At 61.9% G+C, this 22,487-nt stretch carries 8 protein-coding genes; 6 read left to right on the top strand and 2 right to left on the bottom strand.

All coding sequences use genetic code 11. The features are described from left to right. The first annotated feature begins 4 nt into the window (after positions 1-4). Positions 5-907: a LysR family transcriptional regulator gene (locus GA829_RS14365; protein WP_195179120.1), complete on the top strand. Its 903-nt coding sequence runs from the start codon at positions 5-7 to the stop codon at positions 905-907. 6 nt (positions 908-913) lie between these two features. On the opposite strand, the gene GA829_RS14360 is transcribed toward GA829_RS14365, so the two are convergent. Further along, positions 914-2,062 (bottom strand): amidohydrolase, encoded by a 1,149-nt coding sequence (locus GA829_RS14360; protein ID WP_195179119.1) that lies wholly within the window; start codon positions 2,060-2,062, stop codon positions 914-916. Positions 2,063-3,192: 1,130 nt separating this feature from the next. On the opposite strand from GA829_RS14360, the gene GA829_RS14355 reads away from it, so the two are divergent. From GA829_RS14355 to GA829_RS14340, 4 genes are read left to right on the top strand one after another with little or no spacing between them, the layout of a single operon-like run. Next, entirely contained in the window at positions 3,193-4,641 is a 1,449-nt protein-coding gene (locus GA829_RS14355; RefSeq protein ID WP_195179118.1) for a TolC family protein, read from the top strand. A gap of 40 nt (positions 4,642-4,681) precedes the next feature. Beyond that, positions 4,682-6,814, top strand: a complete 2,133-nt coding sequence (locus GA829_RS14350; protein ID WP_195179117.1) for a type I secretion system permease/ATPase — start codon at positions 4,682-4,684, stop codon at positions 6,812-6,814. A 51-nt stretch (positions 6,815-6,865) separates the two neighbouring features. After that, entirely contained in the window at positions 6,866-8,155 is a 1,290-nt protein-coding gene (locus GA829_RS14345; RefSeq protein ID WP_195179116.1) for an HlyD family type I secretion periplasmic adaptor subunit, read from the top strand. Beyond that, a complete protein-coding gene (locus GA829_RS14340) occupies positions 8,145-8,786 on the top strand; it encodes a ribbon-helix-helix domain-containing protein (protein WP_195179115.1) in 642 nt (213 codons plus the stop codon). The genes GA829_RS14345 and GA829_RS14340 overlap by 11 nt, the downstream gene beginning before the upstream one ends. A 178-nt stretch (positions 8,787-8,964) precedes the next feature. Here GA829_RS14340 and GA829_RS14335 read toward each other — a convergent pair whose 3' ends face one another. Then, the gene (locus GA829_RS14335) at positions 8,965-9,918 is read right to left on the bottom strand and encodes a transglutaminase-like cysteine peptidase (RefSeq protein WP_195179114.1); all 954 of its coding nucleotides are present in this window, start codon (positions 9,916-9,918) and stop codon (positions 8,965-8,967) included. Positions 9,919-10,240: 322 nt separating this feature from the next. Between GA829_RS14335 and GA829_RS37305 the strand changes: the two genes are divergently transcribed. Further along, complete coding sequence (locus tag GA829_RS37305; protein ID WP_195179113.1) at positions 10,241-22,480, top strand: beta strand repeat-containing protein; 12,240 nt, start codon at positions 10,241-10,243, stop codon at positions 22,478-22,480. The last annotated feature ends 7 nt before the right edge of the window (positions 22,481-22,487 follow it).

The raw sequence follows: 22,487 nt of genomic DNA, 5'->3' as shown, positions 1-22,487 counted from the left end.
ACGCATGATATTGAGCAGAAAATTGATGCCCGACCTGATCGCCATCCAGGCGTTCGAATGCGCGGCAAGACATGCGAGCTTCACGCACGCGGCCAGGGAGCTCAACCTGACCCAGAGTGCCGTCAGCCGTCAGGTCAAGGACCTTGAAGGCCATCTCGGCACATTGCTGTTCGAGCGTGTCAGGCAGCGCGTGGTGCTTTCCGAGGACGGCCAGCGCTTTCTGCCCGAGGCACGAAAGCTGCTGCAGCAAGCCGAAGAGACGATGTTGCGGGCCATGTCGTCAGCCGACGCCAGATCAAGCCTGAGCGTTGCCACCTTGCCGACGTTCGGCAGCCGCTGGCTCAGCCCGCGCCTGCCCGATTTCCTGCGTCAGCACCCCGGCGTTGTTCTCAATGTCGGCTCGCGCTCGGCGCCGTTCGATTTCGAGGAAGAGAACTTCGAAGTCGCCATCCACTACGGCCAGCCGGTCTGGGCGAGAGCGACCTGCACCTACCTTTGCAGTGAATCGATCCTTCCTGTCGCCGGCGGCGCCTTGCTGATGTCCAAGCAAGCGATGACACCTGCGGATCTGCTGCACCAGCCGTTGCTTCATCTCGCCACGCGGCCAAGGCTCTGGTCGCAATGGCTGGAATGGGCCGGGCTGCCAGGCGAAACGGCATATCGGGGCCACCGCTTCGACCAATTCGCAATGATCATCGAGGCGGCCGTCGCCGGCATGGGTTATGCGCTTTTGCCGCGCTACCTGATCGAACAGGAATTGCGCTCCGGCGAGCTTCGCGTTGTGCTCGACCTGCCGATGCGGACCGAGAACAGCTACTATGTCGTCGTGCCCGATGCCATGAGCACAAACCCGCTGCGGCAGGATTTCACGGCCTGGCTGCTGACGCAGGTGACCAACACAATCTGACGCTGCTTAGCCCAGAAGATTGCGGGCCGTGCGCATGAATATCCGCGACCCGATCGGGATCAGGTCATCTGGAAAATCATAGTCCGGATTGTGCAGCGCCGGGTGCTGTTCGCCCGCGCCGAGGAAGAACATCGCCGAAACCGCGCCGTGGCCGAATATGCCGAAATCCTCCGAGGCACGCATCGGCAGGCCTTCCTCACCTTGCATGACACCTTCCTCGTCGAGGGCGCGCCGCAGGTTCTCCACCGCGTCCGGTGCGTTGACGCTGGCAACGAATATCTCGTGATAGTCCCACCGGGCGGAAAGGCCGTGCTGCCCCGCGATCTCGATGACCAGCGCTTCCGCCGCCGCGCACAGGTTTGCCATATTGCCGTCGCGCCGGGTGCGCAGCGTCGCCCAGACTTGCGCCTCGCCAGGGGCAATGCCGAACACCGCTTCGCCCATCGTGGCGTGGGTGACGGTAAGCATGCTGAAATCATCATCCGCGAAGGTCCCGCGCCCGAGCGTTGGCAATGCCGGCATCAACTGGCTGATCGCCATCATGGGCGACACGCCGGTCTCCGGCATCGACGAATGCGCCGTCTTGCCTTCGAGCGTAATGCGCATGCCGCGCGAGGCACAGTTGACCACGCCGGTCTTGAGCCGCACTTCGCCAAACGGCACGCCCGGCAGATTGTGCAGCGAGAACGCGAAATCCGGCGCGATCTCGCCAAAGCGCGGATCGGCGACGACACCGGCGGCGCCATTGCCGGTTTCTTCGGCAGGCTGGAACATCAGCACGACGCGGCCGCTGGCAGGCCGTTCCCGTCCAAGCTGGCGGCCAAGTGCCGCCAGGATCGCGGTGTGCCCATCATGGCCGCACATATGCGACTTGCCCGACACCAGAGAGGAGTGCGGCACACCAGAGAGTTCGTGGATAGGCAGCGCATCGAGTTCCGAACGGAACAGCACTGTCGGCCCCGCCTTGCCGCTCTCATAGACCGCCGCCACGCCGTGTCCGCCCAATCCGGTCAGCACCTTGTCGGGCCTTGTGTCGGCGAGGAAGTCGACAACCTCCCTGGCGGTCTTCTCCTCTTCATTCGAGATTTCCGGATGCTGGTGCAGCTTGCGCCGCCATGCCGTCAATTCGATGATGTCTCGATTGGTCAGGGTCACATTCCAACTCCGCTTGGGCTCAGCTCCGTATAACACCCGCCGTTGTCCCGGCGCGTCAACCGGCCTGGAGCGACGCAGCGACGATGGCAACGAAATTGCCTTGGTCCAGCCACGGGCGCCGCATCGTTCCTGGCGGGACTCGATCCACTGAATCCGGCAAGGGCAGCCGTGAAAAGATTGGGGTGTCGCACGTGAACGCGAACGTTGACGTTTTCGCTATAGCGTCAATGTTGCTTGAAAGAGTGAAAAATACTTGGAGTTCTATTCGGCCTCTCGATTGCCTATCGCGCGTGTTTTGGGCCAACCGCTGGCGACATCACTTGCACGGTTAACCACTCGCTGAGGTCATAAGTTAAAGAATTACTAATTTAGTTGACTCTTTTTCCCCCGAGTATATTTTTGCGATGTTGGGGTGTGCAATTTTGGCGAGCAATTTACGCTAGTGACATCAAGAGCACGGCGAAGATTTCGGACGAAATGGAATGCCGAGCGGCAACTCACATGCCGGACAGGCTTCGGTCCAGTAGGCTCAAAAAAGTAATTTCTCGCACATCAGCAGTAATGATTCCGCTTTCGCGGAGGATCGTCGCGCGTCGCAAGAGCGTGGCCGGTCGCGCTTTGTCTCAGCAACGCTTGCCTGGCCGCAGGGGTATGTAGTGCGTAGAGGGTTGGGCATGAGTAAGATTCTGGAAGGTATAAATTCTGCCCCCACGGCACCTACGTTATACCGCCAGGAAGTTTCGATCCGTGCGCGGAAGACAACTGTCGTCGGTTCTCTAAACCCGATGGAGCTCACCCGAAAACACAGCGCCTGGATATTCCAGGCCCTCATCTCGAACCACGACGGTCGCCCGTTTGTGACCAGCATTGCCGTCCACAAGTCGCGGCCTTTGCTTTCTTGTCACTTCCTTGTCCGCCGATGGGTGCTTCACTACAACCGCAGCGGGTCGCGAATGTGTGATATTTTTGCTACATTTTGCAACCATATGGCCAAAATTCGACCTTCAGCATGGTCTAAATCAGTAAACACTCACGCATTTCGTGAATCTGTTGGATAATCAATCGGAGCCAAGGGGTTGGCTTTGCTAGTCAGCGCTTTGAAAAGCGCGGAGTAAAAGTTGGGTGGGGAAATGAAGGCGACAAGTCTCGCGACCATTGGCAAGCGCCTTGGTCTTCTTATCACAGTTTCGATGCTGGCTTGCGGCAATGCCGATGCTCTTACGCTTAAGGAAGCCATGGCTGTTGCGGTCGAGTCCAATCCGGAAATCGGCCAGGCCATTGAAAACCGCGAAGCAATCGAATTCGAATTGCGTCAGGCGAAAGGGCTCTATCTGCCCAGCGTCGACATCGAGGCATCCGCAGGGGTGCGCCGTCTCGACAACTCATCGCGCCGCGCGCTGTCCATTGAGGATGACGCGCTCTATCCGGCGGAAGCCGATGTTGTCGTCACGCAGAAGCTTTACGACAATGGCGCACGGCGGGCCGAGCTGAGCCGCCAGGCATCGCGGGTTGATGGCGCTTCCTTCCGTGTCTTGGAGCGGTCCGAATTCATTGGCCTCTCCGTTGTCCAGGATTATCTCGAATACATGCTGCAGGCTTCGATCGTCGCCGAGGCGAAGAAGAACCTGGGCTTTCACCAGGCTATCCTGAGCGACATCCGCGCGGGCATCGAAGGTGGCGGGCTGAACGAGGCCGACCGGCAGCAAGCCGAGGAACGGCTCTTCGCGGCCAAGGCACGCATGCAGGAAGCTTCCGAAGAGCTGGAAGCGTCCAGGATCCGGTTTTTCAAGACCGTGGGCAAACCGCTGACAAGCGCATCGCGGCCCGCGTCTGTCGCCAGCGCGCTGCCGAGATCGCTCGACGACGCGCTTGGCCTGGCGCGCGCCAACAATCCGCGCGTGCACATGGCCAACAGCGATCTGGATGCTTCCGCCGCCCAGGTGGATGCCGCCCGGGCGAAGTACGGTCCCGAAATCATCGCGGAAGGCCGCGCCAGGGGCGGATATGACATCGACGGCGACAATGGCGACGCATCCGATCTGCAGGCACGGCTCGTGCTGCGCTGGAACCTCTATCGAGGCGGCATCGACAAGGCCAACGAACAAGAGCAGATCCGCCGCAACAGCGAGCAGCGGCTTGCGGTGCACCAGGTCTTGCGCGAAATCGAGGAAGCCGTGCGCACATCGTGGGACCGCCGCTTCCGGCAGGCGGATCTGGCAAAGACGCTGAAGCAACAGGCCGCCGCCAATGAAAAGCTGGTCGCTTCGTACCGCGAGCAGTTCAAGGTCGGGCAGCGATCCCTGCTCGACGTGCTTGACGCGCAAAACACAAGGTTCAACACCGCGACGCTGGCGGACACGGCGTCCTACGCCTCGCTTTTCGCCGAGTATCGCCTCCTGGCGGCGACCGGCCAGTTGCTGAAGACGATGGATCTCCAGCCGGCGAAGCAGGCCACCGCCTATGCTCAAACCGAGTTCGCGGTTCCTGCGACCCCTGACACCGAGACCTACGCGAGAACCCCGTCGGAACAGAAGAATGACCTGCCTTTCGACATCCTCGCACCGGTCAGGAAGAAGTGAACCGGCATGAGGATTGACTGAAAGTCCTGGCGTACGGATCGTGAATCAGCAGCCGCACATCCTCTCGCCCAAGGAGGCATTCAAACTATGCCTTTCGGCGATTGCTGCCTATCTGGGCAGGCCAAGCGCTGAAACCGTGCTCTTTGCGGGAGTGCCGATTTCAGAGACGCGCATTGAAGTCAACGAGATCAGGCATATCGCCGAACGCATTGGGCTTGAGGTCAACGAATTCAATCACCGCGACTTCCTGCGCGGAAAGGTCGACCTTCCAGCGATGCTTTTCCGCGTCAGCCAGCTGCCAATTGCCTTGCTGGCGGAAACCAGTGCCGGGGAATATCTCACGGCTCCCCAAGAGGATGGGCGCACGACAATTGGCCGGTCCGAGCTGGCCGCGAGCTACATCAGCGGCGGTGTCTCCTTCTCGATCACCTATGCCAATGCCACCGAGGAAATGAGCGTCGGATCCGCTCAGAAGATCGAGCGGCGGCATTGGCTGACGGGAACGATGGGCGCCTTCTGGCGCACCTATTCAAAAGTCGTTCTGTCAGCGGTGTTTATCAACCTTCTGGCCATTGCTTCCCCGATCTTCACCATGAATGTCTATGACAGGATCCTGCCTAACAAGGCGATCTCGACGCTCTGGGTGCTGTCGATCGGGATTGGCGCCGTCATCGTGTTCGACCTGCTTCTGAAGACGGCCCGGGCTTCGCTTATCGACTATGCCGGGCGAAAAGCCGATCTCAGGATATCCTACCTTTTGTTCGAAAAGGTGCTCAATTCATCGCTCTCGGCGCGTCCCGGATCAACCGGCGAGTATGCAAACCGGATAACTCAGTATGAGTTCGTGCGGGAGTTCTTCACCTCCAACACCATCAGTGTCTTCATCGATACGGCTTTCGTCTTTGTCTTTCTCCTCGTCATTTACGCAATCGGCGACTGGTTGGTGATCATACCGGCGCTAGCTTTCGTGTTGTCCGTGATTGTCGGCCTGGTCACCCAACGCCGCATCGGCAAGCGGGTCGCCGCATCGATGAATGAGGCCTCTCAACGCCAGGCCCTGCTGGTCGAGTCCATCTCCACGCTGGAGACGATCAAATCGCTGCGCGCCGAGGCCTATCTCTTGAGGAAATGGGGCGAGCATTCCAAGAATGCCGCCAACACATCCGAGAAGATCAAACAGCTCTCGGCCGCCGCCGGCAACATCACCCAGGCCATTCAGCAACTGGTGACGGTTGCCCTTGTCGTAGCCGGGGCCTATGCCTTTTCCGAGGGGCATGTTTCAACCGGGGCGATCATCGGCACAGTGATGCTGGCGAGCCGGGCGGTGGCGCCGCTGGGCCAGATCGCAATAACCTTGTCCAGATCCAGGCAGGCCATGCTCTCCTTGAGAATGGTGAACTCGATCATGGCTCAACCGGAAGACCGGCCGGACACGGTTGGCTTCGTCAACCGCCCCATCCGCAGTGGCGCTATGGCGTTCAAGAACGTCGGGTTCGTCTACCCAGGGTCGGAAACCGAGGTTCTGTCGGGTCTGAATTTCTCGGTCAAGCCGGGAGAGCGCATCGGCATCATCGGCCGTATCGGTTCAGGCAAGACAACGATGGGGCGCCTGATCGGCAGGCTCTTCCTGCCCACATCAGGCGAGTTGCTGCTCGACGGTATCGATATCCGCCAATACCACCCGTCCGAGGTCCGCAGCGCGGTAGGCATCGTCGCGCAGGCTGGCGACCTGTTTTCGGGAACGATCAAGGAAAACCTCCTGATGGCGTGTCCTGAAGCGACCGATGACCAGATCATCGAAGCCGCGAAGGCCGCCGGTGTCGACGAGTTTGTCTCCCGCCACCCTCGTGGCTATGACATGAATGTCGGCGAACGGGGCACCAATCTCTCCGGCGGGCAGAGGCAGACGGTGGCCATCGCGCGGCTGCTGCTCACCAAGCCGAAGATCGTCTTCCTCGACGAGCCGTCGGGCTCGATGGACCTTGCCTCGGAACGGCAACTGATAAGGCAGCTCAAGACCGCCTTTGACCACAACACCACGCTGATCGTTTCAACTCACCGCTTCAGCATGCTCGAATTGGCGGATCGTCTCATTGTGATCGAGCAAGGCAAGATAGTTGCTGATGGTCCGAAAGAACAAGTCATTCAAGCGCTGCAGAAAAACAGTGCATGAACAACAGAATCGTATCGGTCTCGAATTCGATATGATCGCGGGGCGTAGGAAATGCTTGCCAGGGAAGACCGCCCGCCGCTTTTCGCGACGGCATCCATATTTATCATAGCGGCGCTTTTCGTCGCCTTTGTCGCTTGGGCATCATTCGCCGAGGTCGACGAGATCGCGCGTGGCGACGGCAAGGTCATACCCGCCTCCAAGACCCAGATCATTCAGGCCAGTGAACCGGGCGTGGTTCAGGAGATCGCGGTAAAGATCGGCCAGGTGGTCAAGAAGAACGATCTGATCATTCGCCTCGACAACACGTTGAATACATCCAGCCTCGGCGAGCAACAGGCCAAGGCGCGCGCGCTGGAAGTGCGCATCGCCAGGCTCAAATATGAACAGAGTGGTAACATCACAGGCTCATTCCCCTGCCCGCAGGACATACAGTCGGTTGCTCCGCAGATCTGCGACAATGAGCAGAACCTGCTCGTTGCCCGGCGCGAGAACTTCGACAACAAACTGTCCGTGCTCAAATCGCGCCTCGACCAGCGCCAAAGGGAGCTGGACGAGGCGACCGCCAATTCCGATCGCCTGACCAAGAACCTGGCTGTGACCGACCAGCAGGTAAAGCTGGTCGAGTCGATGGTCAAAAAGGGCCTGATGGCGAGAACCGAGCAGCTCAAGGCCGAGCAGGAACAGACCGAACTCAACGGCCAGCTGAACCTCGCCGGCGAGACGATCAAGAAAGCCAAATCGGCCATCATCGAGGCACAGCTGCAGGTCGAGGAACTGGGTCTGCAGTTGAAACAGGAAGCGCTGGATGACCTCACACAGGCGCTGGCCGATCTTTCGGTGGTGGACGAGACCATTCGCGGCGCGACCGACAAGGTGGCGCGGACCGACATCCGCTCTCCTGTCGACGGCATCGTCAACACGATGGAATTGAACACTGTCGGCGCCTTCGTGCAGCCGGGCGCGGTGGTGGCCGGCATCGTGCCGACCTCCGAGACCTTGCTCGTCGAAGCACGCGTTTCGCCACGCGACGTCGCCTTCATCCGCCCGGATCAGGATGCCTTGATCAAAGTCACCGCCTACGACTTCTCGATCTTTGGCGGCATCGAGGGCAAGGTCTCCAACATCACCGCCGACAGCCTCGTCGACCAGAAGACCGGAGAGCCCTACTATCAGGTGCGCGTCGCTACCGAGACGTCGACGCTGCTGAGGGATGGAAAGGCGTACTCGATCATCCCTGGCATGATATGTTCCGTCGATATCAAGACCGGACGCAAGACAATCCTGAGCTACCTTTTGAAGCCGATCAACAAGGCGCGTCAGGAGGCAATGAGTGAGCGATAGCGCCACCTTGACCATGCCCTTGCGCGACCGGCCGCACCTGCCGCTCGCACCGGAAGATTTCGGGCTTGAGTTTCGGGTCGTGACGCGCGGCGGCACAAGGCGCGGCATCCGTCTGGAACGCGCTTTCTGGATCTCGCTGAAACAGATGGCGGAAAGCCGCAAATGTACGATCGGCATGCTGATCGACGAGATCGCCGAAAATCAGCTGGACAAGAAGAACCTGACTTCGGCGATCAGGGTGGCTTGCATACGCGCGCTGGCGGACGAAAATCTGACATTGCGCAGGCTTGCGTCGATCAAGACGATCAACGCCATTCTGGTCGCGTGTCCCTCCCCCGCCTTCGCCCTGGCATCGTCGAAGAAGATCCTGACGTTCAATGCGCCGTTCCAGCAACTGGTCAAGCGTCAGTTGCCTATTGGTCCCAACGACGATGCGCGGCAGGATCTGAGGTTGGCATTGGATCTCAATGTGACGGACATATTCGCCCGCCTCGACGCCAATGGTGAAAGCCCGGTCGCCAGCGGCTTCGTCATCGGCGCTGGTGACCGCCGCTATCGGGGCCAGCTGAACGCGGTGCGGGCACCGGTGGTGGAACCGGAATTGCTAATGGCGTTTGTCTTTAGCGGCTAATGCATGTCGCCCAAAAGTGACCTCGGTTTTGGGACGACGACATGCGTGAAAACAAAGACTTAAAGCGCGTCGCCTGAATCCGTTTCGACGCGACGCGCTTTAATAGGCATCGCCCAAAAACAGGATCGGCGTCGTGACGACGAGGGGCGCAGCATTCGGCCGCGCCGAAAGCGCGCCCTTACCTGATATCGGCCTGCAATCCCTCGCCCGGCGCCACGGTCTGGAGGCCACCCCTGAAGTCGGCCACCTGCGGGGCACCAGGCCTTGATCCATGGATCCATGCCCGATCGGTGCTGAACGAATACAGCGGCTGGTAGTCCGGCAGGTCGCTATCCCTAAGCACCTTGTTGCCAAGGCTGTCGAGAATGAAGGCGCCGCTCGCGGTGCTGACCGACAGCACGGCATGAAAGAAACCTCGCTTGCGGTCCTGGAGCACCACGAGCGACATGCTTTGTGCCGGGATACCGGCGCGCAGCAGCGCCGTCATCTTCAGAATGGCGAAATCCTCACAGTCGCCGGCTCGATGGGCAAGAACTTCCTCGGGTTTTGCCCAGTAGTCGAGCTTGCCGTAGACGACACTGTCCTTCCGGTAGGCAATGAGCCGATTGACACTGCTGTTGATGAAGGACAGTTTCTCTAGGAAGCCCTTGCCTTGTGCCGCGGAAATCATGCTGGCAAAGGCCGGGCTCTTGCGCTCGCAGGCGCTGCCCGCCGAGCAGCCGACTATCGCCTGATAGACAGGCGCCCAGCGCGCTGAAACGGGAAAGTTGCGCATGGACAGGGCAACTGACCCGAACACGCCCGGAATGATCGCTGCCGTCTGTACGGGATCGATCCCAGGAGAATCCTGCGCCATTGCCGGGTCAAGATCGCCGCTTTCGGGCGCTGGGCCGTAGCCGCTCGCGACAATGCCGGTTCGATAAGCCTCGGCGGGCTGCCAAGGCTGGTATCTATCCAGGGAAACACCGCCGAGACAAGGCGGTGCCATGACCGCCTCCAGCGAGCTCTCCCGAGGCAGATCAACCTTGGAATCCGGCCTGGCGTGGGCGGGCATCGCCAGCCCCGCGAAGCCGATTGCCAGCACAAGAACTTTGAGTCTGGTCGTTCCCAGGACGTTTTTTTGTTTTTTCATAGCGCCCACCTTTGACTGCGGACACTACCTTTCTTGTCTCAAATTATCGGAAAGGAAGGTGGATAACTTTGATGCAAGAAGCTTTGTCTATTTTGTGTAAAATTTTACACGTATTTATACTTCTATTTACCAAGCCGGCGTTGGCCGCGCGGGCGGAGATCGTGCTACCTCAGTCACCCTATAACCCAATATATCTACCCGGTTTACCAAGCGTAAAAAAAGCCATTACTCGCATATTCAGATATATCTAATATATTGACGGACCGTTGCAAAGGCTGGGCGCGGGCTGTCTCTTTCCGGGAAATGCCGGAGGGGTTTGGCTATGACGACCAGTATTGAGTTGGATAATGTTTCGGGCTCGTGGGACGAGCATTCCGTTTCCAGCAACCACAACGATCCGATGATGCCGTTCCAGGTCGCGCAGGCCGCTCCAGCAGAGCAGGCAGCGCCGACGGCTCAGGCCGCGCCTGCCGCGCCAGAACCTGTGCCGGTCGATGTCGGTGGCGGCGCACCGGTGGTCACCCCTCCCGTGGCGAACGCCCCGCATGAATATGTTGCTGATGCCAGCAACATCGTCAGGCTTCCCGCCAATGTCTCAATCGATAACATAAAGGTCGATGGCCACAACCTTCTGCTCGAGCAGGCCGACGGCTCCGTCATCGTCATCAAGGACGGCGCGCTGAATGTGCCAACCTTCATTATCGGCGACGTCGAACTGCCGCGCGTAGCCTTGCTCGCAGCCCTGGAAGGGAGCCATGTCGACGTTGCCTTTGGCGCGGACGGCTCCATCTCCGCTGGCGGCAACACGACCACCAGCAGTGCTGGCGGAAACTTCGAGATCCCCGCCGGCGGCATTGGCGACGGCTTCGGCCTGTCGGCATTGTTGCCGCCTACGGATCTGCAATTTGGGTTGCTGGACCGGCGTGAGCTGTTTGTAGGCCTCGCGGAAAAGAATTCCACCCCTTCGATCGGCGCCATCGGCGAAGCAACTGTCCACGAAGCGGGCCTTCCCGCACGCGGCGGCGAGTCCGAAGGCTCGGACGCGGCTTCAAATTCGGAAACCACGTCTGGCACGATAGGCTTCAACTCGCCTGATGGCGTGTCGGAAGTGTCATTGGGTGGCCATGTGCTGACCAGCGCTCCGCAGACCTTCAGCGATGCGACAGGATCGCTGACCGCCAGCTATGTCTTCGACCCTGCCACCGGCGTCGGCACGATCAGCTACTCATACACGCTCCTCGACAACACCTCGGGCGACCACACCAGCGTCAGTTTGGTGGTTGGGGTGACGGACGCCGATGGCGATCCAGCTCCGGCCGGCAACCTGATCATCAACATTGCCGACGACACCCCAACGGCGGTCGCCGATACCGATGCGGTGGCGGCGGGTGCCTTCGGGCCGGTCGCGGGCAATGTCATCGACGGCAGCGGCTCCGACGGCAACCCGGCGGGCGCCGACACCAAGGGCGCCGACGGCGCGACGGTGGTTGGCGTTGCCGCTGGCAACACCAATACCGATATCGACAACGCCGCCACCCTGGGCGTGCAGATCCAGGGCCTCTACGGCAAGCTGACGCTCGCCGCCGACGGTACCTACAGCTATGTGCGCGATGCCGGCTCGCAGGGCGGCCACAGCGATGTCTTCACCTACACCATCAAGGACGGCGACGGCGACACCTCGCACACCACGCTGACCATCGCGATCGGCGATTCGACCCCAGTGATCGCCGACCTGACGCCAGAAGCCCGTGGCGGTGACGTCACCGTCAATGAAGCGGCCCTGAACGTCGGCACGCCAGGTGGCCCAGGATCCGATCCGGCAAGCACGGCCGAGGCAGCGTCCGGAACCTTCTCCATCACCTCGCCCGACGGCATCGGCTCGATCACCGTCAACGGCCAGGTCATCACGGCCGCCGCCCTCGCCAACAGCGCAGCCGTGCATATCGACGTCACAACGCCGCTCGGCAACACGCTCACCATCACCGGCTTCAGCGCCGGTCAGGTCAGCTACACCTATACCCTCCTCGACAACGAGACCCATCCCGCCGCCGGCACGGATTCGATCTTCGACAACATGACCGTCACGGTGACCGACACCGACGGTGACACCTCCCTTCCCGGCACGCTGTCGGTCCAGATCGTCGACGACGTGCCGACGGCAAACCTCGACACCAACAGCATTGCGTCTGGCCAGTTCGGCCCGGTGACCGGCCAGGTGCTGACCAACGACGTGTTCGGCGCCGACGGCGCCACCACGACCGCCCCGGCGGGCGGTGTCGTGGGCGTGGCGGCCGGCGCAACGGCCGGCGGCGAAGACGCCAATGTCGGCAACCAGATCCAGGGCCTCTACGGCAAGCTGACGCTCGCCGCCGACGGTACCTACAGCTACACACGCGATGCCGGCTCGCAGGGCGGCCACAGCGATGTCTTCACCTACACCATCAAGGACGGCGACGGCGACACCTCGCACGCCACGCTGACCATCGCGATCGGCGATGCCATCCCCACCGTCGGCGACCTGACGCCGGATACCGGCGGCGGCGACACCATCGTCAACGAGAAGGGCCTGCCGGCAACATCCGGCTCGGAAGGCTCGGGCGAACTGGCCGCACCCGGCGCTGACGGCGACACTTCCGAGCACAACACCGGAACCTTCTCCATCACCTCGCCCGACGGCATCGGCTCGATCACCGTCAACGGCCAGGTCATCACCGCCGCCGCCCTCGCCAACAGCGCGGCCGTGCATATCGACGTCACAACGCCGCTCGGCAACACGCTCACCATCACCGGCTTCAGCGCCGGTCAGGTCAGCTACACCTATACCCTCCTCGACAACGAGACCCATCCCGCCGCCGGCACGGATTCGATCTTCGACAACATGACCGTCACGGTGACCGACACCGACGGTGACACCTCCCTTCCCGGCACGCTGTCGGTCCAGATCGTCGACGACGTGCCGACGGCGCATGCCGACACCAACAGCGTCACGGAAGGCGCGGCGGTTCTGGGCAATGTCCTGACCGACGGGACGGCTGATGTTCTGGGCGCCGACGGCGCGGCGCCTGGCGGCGCGGTGACCGGCGTGGCGACGGGTTCGAATGTCTCGAGCCCAGTCAGCGGCGGCCTGGGCGGCGCCGGTATTGTCGGCACCTACGGCACCCTGGTTCTGGGCGCCAACGGTGCCTACACCTACACGGCCAAACCCGACGCGGTGACCACCAATGCGGTCGACCACTTCGTCTACACCATCACCGACGGCGACGGCGACACCTCGACGGTGACGCTCGACATCACCGTCAACAACGTGACCGTGACGGCATCCGACACCGATGCGCTGGTCAGCGAGAAGGGCCTGGCGACAGGCAGCTCGCCGCTGGACGGCAGCCAGATTTTCAACGGCGCCATCACGCCCGCCGGCGGCACCGGCCCATACACCTATACGCTGACCTCGCCGGCTGCCGGCGGTTACGGCAATCTGGTGCTCAACGCCAACGGCACCTACACCTACACGCTGACCCACACCTATGACGGCGCGACGGCCAACAATGGCATCACCACCGAGCAGGACAAGGACAGCTTCACCTATACGGTGACCGACGCCCACGGCAACACCACCACCGGCTCCATCCTGGTCGACATCGTCGATGACGTGCCGACGGCGCATGCCGACACCAACAGCGTCACGGAAGGCGCGGCGGTTCTGGGCAATGTCCTGACCGACGGGACGGCTGATGTTCTGGGCGCCGACGGCGCGGCGCCTGGCGGCGCGGTGACCGGCGTGGCGACGGGTTCGAATGTCTCGAGCCCAGTCAGCGGCGGCCTGGGCGGCACCGGTATTGTCGGCACCTACGGCACCCTGGTTCTGGGCGCCAACGGTGCCTACACCTACACGGCCAAACCCGACGCGGTGACCACCAATGCGGTCGACCACTTCGTCTACACCATCACCGACGGCGACGGCGACACCTCGACGGTGACGCTCGACATCACCGTCAACAACGTGACGCTGACCCCTGTCAACCAGACCGCGCAGGTCAATGAAGCGGCGCTCGACCTGACGAAGGATGGCTCGGACCTCGCCGCCGGCACGGCGACGGGCTCAACCCCGTCGAGCACCGCCGAGACGGTGACCGGCCAACTCACTGTCACCGGTACCGGCATCACCTACACGCCGATCAGCACCACGACCGCGCATGGCGTGTTCCAGCTGCAGGCCAACGGTGCCTGGACCTATACGCTGACATCGCCCTTCGACAGCGGCGCAACGCAGGGCGCCAACGTGCTGGCGGCCGCGGAGAGCTTCACCTATACGGCGAAGGACGCCAACAACAACACGGTGACAGGCACCGTCAAGATCGACGTTGTCGATGACGTGCCAAAGGCCAATGTCGATACAGGGAATGTGACGGAAGGCGCACTGCTGACAGTGACAGCGGTGGCCGGCGTGCTGGCCAACGATGTCGCCGGAGCCGATGGCTATGCCGCCGCCGGCGGTGTGGTCGGGGTGCGTGCGGCAGGCGCCGACACCACGACCTCGGTGATCACCGGCGTCAACACCAGCATAACGGGCCAGTACGGCGTGCTGACGCTGCAAGCGGATGGCTCATATACCTACAAGGCGACGGCGAACGCGGTCTCGGCCAATTCGGTCGACACGTTCGTGTACACGGTCAAGGATGGCGACGGCGACCTGTCGACGACAACGCTGGCGATCAATGTCGCGAACGTGACGCTGACCCCTGTCAACCAGACCGCGCAGGTCAATGAAGCGGCGCTCGACCTGACGAAGGATGGCTCGGACCTCGCCGCCGGCACGGCGACAGGCTCAACCCCGTCGAGCACCACCGAGACGGTGACCGGCCAACTCACTGTCACCGGTACCGGCATCACCTACACGCCGATCAGCACCACGACCGCGCATGGCGTGTTCCAGTTGCAGGCCAACGGTGCCTGGACCTATACGCTGACATCGCCCTTCGACAGCGGCGCAACGCAAGGCGCCAACACGCTGACGGCCGCGGAGAGCTTCACCTATACGGCGAAGGACGCCAACAACAACACGGTGACAGGCACCGTCAAGATCGACGTTGTCGATGACGTGCCAAAGGCCAATGTCGATACAGGGAATGTGACGGAAGGCGCACTGCTGACAGTGACAGCGGTGGCCGGCGTGCTGGCCAACGATGTCGCCGGAGCCGATGGCTATGCCGCCGCCGGCGGTGTGGTCGGGGTGCGTGCGGCAGGCGCCGACACCACGACCTCGGTGATCACCGGCGTCAACACCAGCATAACGGGCCAGTACGGCGTGCTGACGCTGCAAGCGGATGGCTCATATACCTACAAGGCGACGGCGAACGCGGTCTCGGCCAATTCGGTCGACACGTTCGTGTACACGGTCAAGGATGGCGACGGCGACCTGTCGACGACAACGCTGGCGATCAATGTCGCGAACGTGACGCTGACCCCTGTCAACCAGACCGCGCAGGTCAATGAAGCAGCGCTCGACCTGACGAAGGATGGCTCGGACCTCGCCGCCGGCACGGCGACGGGCTCAACCCCGTCGAGCACCGCCGAGACGGTGACCGGCCAACTCACTGTCACCGGTACCGGCATCACCTACACGCCGATCAGCACCACGACCGCGCATGGCGTGTTCCAGCTGCAGGCCAACGGTGCCTGGACCTATACGCTGACATCGCCCTTCGACAGCGGCGCAACGCAAGGCGCCAACACGCTGACGGCCGCGGAGAGCTTCACCTATACGGCGAAGGACGCCAACAACAACACGGTGACAGGCACCGTCAAGATCGACGTTGTCGATGACGTGCCAAAGGCCAATGTCGATACAGGGAATGTGACGGAAGGCGCACTGCTGACAGTGACAGCGGTGGCCGGCGTGCTGGCCAACGATGTCGCCGGAGCCGATGGCTATGCCGCCGCCGGCGGTGTGGTCGGGGTGCGTGCGGCAGGCGCCGACACCACGACCTCGGTGATCACCGGCGTCAACACCAGCATAACGGGCCAGTACGGCGTGCTGACGCTGCAAGCGGATGGCTCATATACCTACAAGGCGACGGCGAACGCGGTCTCGGCCAATTCGGTCGACACGTTCGTGTACACGGTCAAGGATGGCGACGGCGACCTGTCGACGACAACGCTGGCGATCAATGTCGCGAACGTGACGCTGACCCCTGTCAACCAGACCGCGCAGGTCAATGAAGCGGCGCTCGACCTGACGAAGGATGGCTCGGACCTCGCCGCCGGCACGGCGACAGGCTCAACCCCGTCGAGCACCACCGAGACGGTGACCGGCCAACTCACTGTCACCGGTACCGGCATCACCTACACGCCGATCAGCACCACGACCGCGCATGGCGTGTTCCAGTTGCAGGCCAACGGTGCCTGGACCTATACGCTGACATCGCCCTTCGACAGCGGCGCAACGCAAGGCGCCAACACGCTGACGGCCGCGGAGAGCTTCACCTATACGGCGAAGGACGCCAACAACAACACGGTGACAGGCACCGTCAAGATCGACGCTGTCGATGACGTGCCAAAGGCCAATGTCGATACAGGGAATGTGACGGAAGGCGCACTGCTGACAGTGACAGCGGTGGCCGGCGTGCTGGCCAACGATGTCGCCGGAGCCGATGGCTATGCCGCCGCCGGCGGTGTGGTCGGGGTGCGTGCGGCAGGCGCCGACACCACGACCTCGGTGATCACCGGCGTCAACACCAGCATAACGGGCCAGTACGGCGTGCTGACGCTGCAAGCGGATGGCTCATATACCTACAAGGCGACGGCGAACGCGGTCTCGGCCAATTCGGTCGACACGTTCGTGTACACGGTCAAGGATGGCGACGGCGACCTGTCGACGACAACGCTGGCGATCAATGTCGCGAACGTGACGCTGACCCCTGTCAACCAGACCGCGCAGGTCAATGAAGCAGCGCTCGACCTGACGAAGGATGGCTCGGACCTCGCCGCCGGCACGGCGACGGGCTCAACCCCGTCGAGCACCGCCGAGACGGTGACCGGCCAACTCACTGTCACCGGTACCGGCATCACCTACACGCCGATCAGCACCACGACCGCGCATGGCGTGTTCCAGCTGCAGGCCAACGGTGCCTGGACCTATACGCTGACATCGCCCTTCGACAGCGGCGCAACGCAAGGCGCCAACACGCTGACGGCCGCGGAGAGCTTCACCTATACGGCGAAGGACGCCAACAACAACACGGTGACAGGCACCGTCAAGATCGACGTTGTCGATGACGTGCCAAAGGCCAATGTCGATACAGGGAATGTGACGGAAGGCGCACTGCTGACAGTGACAGCGGTGGCCGGCGTGCTGGCCAACGATGTCGCCGGAGCCGATGGCTATGCCGCCGCCGGCGGTGTGGTCGGGGTGCGTGCGGCAGGCGCCGACACCACGACCTCGGTGATCACCGGCGTCAACACCAGCATAACGGGCCAGTACGGCGTGCTGACGCTGCAAGCGGATGGCTCATATACCTACAAGGCGACGGCGAACGCGGTCTCGGCCAATTCGGTCGACACGTTCGTGTACACGGTCAAGGATGGCGACGGCGACCTGTCGACGACAACGCTGGCGATCAATGTCGCGAACGTGACGCTGACCCCTGTCAACCAGACCGCGCAGGTCAATGAAGCGGCGCTCGACCTGACGAAGGATGGCTCGGACCTCGCCGCCGGCACGGCGACAGGCTCAACCCCGTCGAGCACCACCGAGACGGTGACCGGCCAACTCACTGTCACCGGTACCGGCATCACCTACACGCCGATCAGCACCACGACCGCGCATGGCGTGTTCCAGTTGCAGGCCAACGGCGCCTGGACCTATACGCTGACATCGCCATTCGACAGCGGTGCAACGCAGGGCGCCAACGTGCTGGCGGCCGCGGAGAGCTTCACCTATACGGCGAAGGACGCCAACAACAACACGGTGACAGGCACCGTCAAGATCGATGTCGTCGACGACGTGCCGACGGCCCACAACGATACCGATACCTTCGGCAGCGCGGCGACAGGCACATCGATCTCAGGCAACGTCATAGACGGCACCGGCACCAACGAAGGCCTAAACGGCAGCGGTGCGGATGCTGCCGGTGCCGACGGCGCCAAGATCAGCGGTGTCGTTGGCTCGGGCGGTTCGGATGTAGATCCCACAGGCGGCTTTGTCGTCAACGGCCTGTACGGCACGCTCACGCTGCAGGAAAACGGCGGTTACACCTATGTCCGCACCTCAGGCTCGGCCGGCAGCGACGTCTTTACCTACACCTTGAAGGACGGCGATGGCGACACTTCCACGGCGAAGCTGACTATAGGCCTCGACGATACCGGCAAGATGATTGTCGGCTCGAACCAGAACGATGATGGCACCGGTTCTCACACCGATACCAGCTATGACCATATCGTCCCGAACGGTCCTGCTGGCACCGATGGCATTCTCACCGGCTCAGCCGGAAACGACACGATGGTCGGGGATCCGGGTGGCGTGACACTGACGGCGGGCGACAAGGCCAATATCGTGCTTGTGCTCGATCTTTCGCAGAGCATGACCACCAGTATTCCCTTCGGCGCGGGCAGCGAAGCGCGCATCGAGGCCCTCGAGGACGCGGTCAAGGCGCTGCTGACACAGCTTGCCGGCACCGGGGCATCGGATGTTCGTGTCCAGATCATCTCGTTCGAAATCAATGCCGCGACCGTCACCACGGTCGACATCATCAGCAACGGCGTTCCGATCACGAACGATGCGTTGGCGACACTCAACAGCACCACCATCGAGAATCTGAGCAGCCGCCTCCAGCCCGGGACCAACTACGAAGCTGGCCTGTGGGCCGCCGCACAATGGATCGGCAGCTCTGGCGCCGGCGCACCGTTGGCCGGCGCCAACGTCAACAAGGTGCTGTTCATATCCGACGGCGAACCGAATGCGTATCTGCAAGGCGATCACGGCGCCGCGGTTGTCGGCCAGGTGGGCAATACCGCTGCATCCAACCTGGCGATTGCACATGTTCTTGGCACCGCGCCTGGCGACACCACCAACGAGCTGGCGCTCATCCAGAGCGCCGGTTACAGCCTCAAGGCCATCGGCATCAACGTGGACGCCACAGCCGACAGCTATCTCGACCAGGTCGATGGGGGCCACAATGAGACGAATATAACCTCGGCCGCGCAATTGAGCTCGGTCGTGGGCGCGCTTGGCGGTGGCTCGGAGATACCGACCGTGGCGGGCAGCGACACCATCAACGGCGGCGCCGGCAACGACCTCATCCTGGGCGACGTGCCGTTTACCGACGCCTTGGCGGTGGCAGCGGGGCTGACGACGGGTACCAACGCGACGTTGCCCGGCGCCGGCTGGTCGGTGTTCCAGAAGCTCGAGGCGCATCAGAGCACGGTGGCCGGCTACATGACATGGAGCCGCGCCGACACCATCGCCTATCTCCAGGCGCACCCCCTGGCGAGCGCCCAGGAAAGTGGCCGCACCGGCGGCAACGACACCATCACCGGCGGCGCCGGCGACGACATCATCTATGCCCAGGAAGGCAACGACAATATCTACTTCGCCGTCGCCACGGATGGTCATGACATCATCAATGGCGGTTCCGAGCCGGTAGGCGGGGCCGACGTGCTGCATCTCGACATTTCGGGCGCTGGCGGCACCATCTACCTTGAAACCGTTGCCGCTTACGAGGCCCGCACCGGCAACAACTACGTGCTGCCGACCGGCGGCTCTCCGGTAGGCAACTTGCTGACCGCCAACGAGAGCGAGGTGATCCTTGTCTCCAACGCGGACTCGAACTCAGGGGCGGGCGTCGGCGCCGGCCATCAGATTTTCGTCCAGATGACGGAAATCGAGGAAGTCGACGTCACCGGCTCGAGCGCCAACGACACCTTTGTTGTTGGCGGTAACTTCACCGGCACCTCGCTCTCGCCCTCGACAATCCACTTCGATGGTCTTGGCGGCGACGACACGCTCGATTTGTCCGGCCGCCAGTCGGCCCATCGGGTCGTAGCCGACGGCGGCGCCAATACCGCCGCTGGCGACACGGTGAAGCTCGACTTCGCTTACAGCGCGGCCCACATCACAGCCATCACAGCCATCGCAAACGGGCTGACCATCACCCATGACGGGATCACCGACCAGTTCACGAACTTCGAGAATTTCGTGTTCCAGGGAGGGCAGACCCTGACAGCCGACCAGGTGTTGAACGACGCCCCGGTGATCGACCTTTTGGCAACCGCCGGCATCCAGACAACCGGTACGACGGCCGCTTTCACGGAAAATGGCGGCGCGATCGCAGTGCTTCCGCAGATCGACCTGACGGATGTCGACAGCGCCAACCTGGCGGGAGCAACGGTGACGCTGTCCAACGCCCAGGCCGGCGACGTGCTTACCGTCAATGGTTTGACCAGCGGCACGGTCGGCGGCGTCAGCTTCAATGTAGTGGGCAATGTCGCTACATTCAGCGGCAACGCTTCGGTCGCGGCCTACGAAGCCGCGCTGAAACTGGTACAGTTCAACAATGCGAGCGAGGCGCCCGACCCTACGAACCGTGCCTTCACGGTTCAGGTCGACGACGGCGGACTGTTCAACCATACCGCCAGCGCGACGGCCACGCTCACCGTAACCGCGGTGAATGATGCGCCCGTTTTTGCCGCCACCAGCTCTACGCTAACCCTCGTTTCGAATACAGGACCTGGTGCGGTTACCTTTACCGAGGCAGCTCTGGCGCAATATTTCACCGACGTCGATAGCGCTGCCGTCGGCATCGCGAGCGTCGCTATCGTCTCGAGCAGCCTCCAAAGTCTTACCTCCACTGGTCTAGGAGCGGGGAGCGTTGGCACTGTCGGCACGATTACAATTGATGACGATGGTACACTCGGGGGGACATTCTCGGCCATTGCCACCGATGGCACAGCCAGTTCGTCCTCAACCAATGTCACGTTCACGAACAACGCCATCGGGACGACCACTTTGAACGCAGCCGCGAGTGGAGATTCCATCATCGTCAACTCGCAGACTGCCGCGGCGACTTTGAATGGCGGTGCCGGTAACGATTACCTGATCGGCAATTCAGGTGCGGACACCCTTAACGGCGGTGCCGGGGCGGACACGCTCATTGGTGGGTTGGGTGGCGATACGCTCACGGGTGGAGCCGGCGCCGACAGGTTTGTCATCGCCGCGGGTGATTCGACGCCGATCACAGCGCAGGGAAGTAGCGGTAACAATGCCGCCAAAAATGAAAATGGCACCATTTCCGGTCATGACGTCATCACCGACTGGGGTGCTGGCGGGACGGCGGACAAGCTTGACTTCGCAGTCGCCCCCATTGCCGCCACCGCTACGTCGGGATTCAATGGCAACGACTCGACCCTGACCTTCGGCGGCCAGACGATCAAGTCCGATGCAATAGACGCCAACGGAATAATCACCTTCGATGATGCCAACACTTATTCAGCAGCGCTGAATCTAAACACTGCCGGCGGGGTTGCCGCGGCGGTTCAATACCTGATGGCGAACGACCTCGGCAACGCCGGCACAACCGTGGCATTCGTCGGAAACGGCAACACTTATGTGTACGAGCAAACCACAAACAGCGCCGGCGGCTCACTGGTTCAGTTGACCGGCATTACCAACATCACCAATCTGAACACTCTCATTTCGAATGGTGCCGTCGACCCCATCATCCTCGACCTGAACCACAATGGCTTCGCCTTCTCCGACCTGAACCACGGTGTCCAATTCGACATCAACGGCGATGGGCATAAGGACCAGGTCGCCTGGAACAGTTCCAATGACGGCATACTGGCGATCGATCTCAACCATGACGGCAAGATCAACGACGGCACCGAACTGTTCACGCCGAGCTTCAACGGCGGTCACTTCGCCAGCGGTGCGGCCGCACTGGCCTCGCTCGACAGCAACCATGACGGCGTCATCGATCACAACGATGCGGCGTTCGACAGTTTGCTGATCTGGAAGGACACCAACGCAAACGGCGTCAGCGACGCCGGGGAATTGTCTAGCCTTGCCCACAACGGTATAGTTTCGATCAGCACCAACCCCAACACGACGGTTGGCGAAATCGATGGGCAGACCGTGTCCGGCAACGGGACCTTCCAGATGGCCGACGGCACCACCGGCAACTATATCGAGGTCGAGCTCGACACGTCACTGGCCGCACAGGCTCCATCGACCATCGCCTCGGACGGCTCCAGGACTTTCACCATCGCCTCGCTCGAGGTCACCGACCTGATCGCCGACTTCCACGATGGCGCCGGTGGCGACAAGATCGATCTCTCGGCTCTGCTCAAAGGGCTGGCCGGTGTCGTCGATCTTGAATCGGCCGGTTATGTCCAAATCGCGCAATCATCGGCCAATCCGGCGAATGCCGAGGTCTCGGTCGACACGAATGGCGGCGGCGACAACTTCCACGCCGTCGCCGTGCTGGAGAACTATGTCTTCAACAGCGCCGCCGAAGCCGTGAAAATACTCTACGATGACGGCCATGGCACCAAAACGGACGTGGCTTGAGCTAAAG

Source organism: Mesorhizobium sp. INR15, assembly GCF_015500075.1.
Lineage (GTDB): Bacteria > Pseudomonadota > Alphaproteobacteria > Rhizobiales > Rhizobiaceae > Mesorhizobium.
Note: the sequence above shows the minus strand (reverse complement) of the source record. Positions and strands in the feature narration are given on the sequence as shown.

What these genes read in the sequence shown, in the direction of transcription:
- GA829_RS14365 (WP_195179120.1), top strand. Translation starts at nt 5, where the DNA reads ATGATATTGAGCAGAAAATTGATGCCCGACCTGATCGCCATCCAGGCG.
- GA829_RS14355 (WP_195179118.1), top strand. Translation starts at nt 3,193, where the DNA reads ATGAAGGCGACAAGTCTCGCGACCATTGGCAAGCGCCTTGGTCTTCTT.
- GA829_RS14345 (WP_195179116.1), top strand. Translation starts at nt 6,866, where the DNA reads ATGCTTGCCAGGGAAGACCGCCCGCCGCTTTTCGCGACGGCATCCATA.
- GA829_RS14335 (WP_195179114.1), bottom strand. Translation starts at nt 9,918, where the DNA reads ATGAAAAAACAAAAAAACGTCCTGGGAACGACCAGACTCAAAGTTCTT.
- GA829_RS37305 (WP_195179113.1), top strand. Translation starts at nt 10,241, where the DNA reads ATGACGACCAGTATTGAGTTGGATAATGTTTCGGGCTCGTGGGACGAG.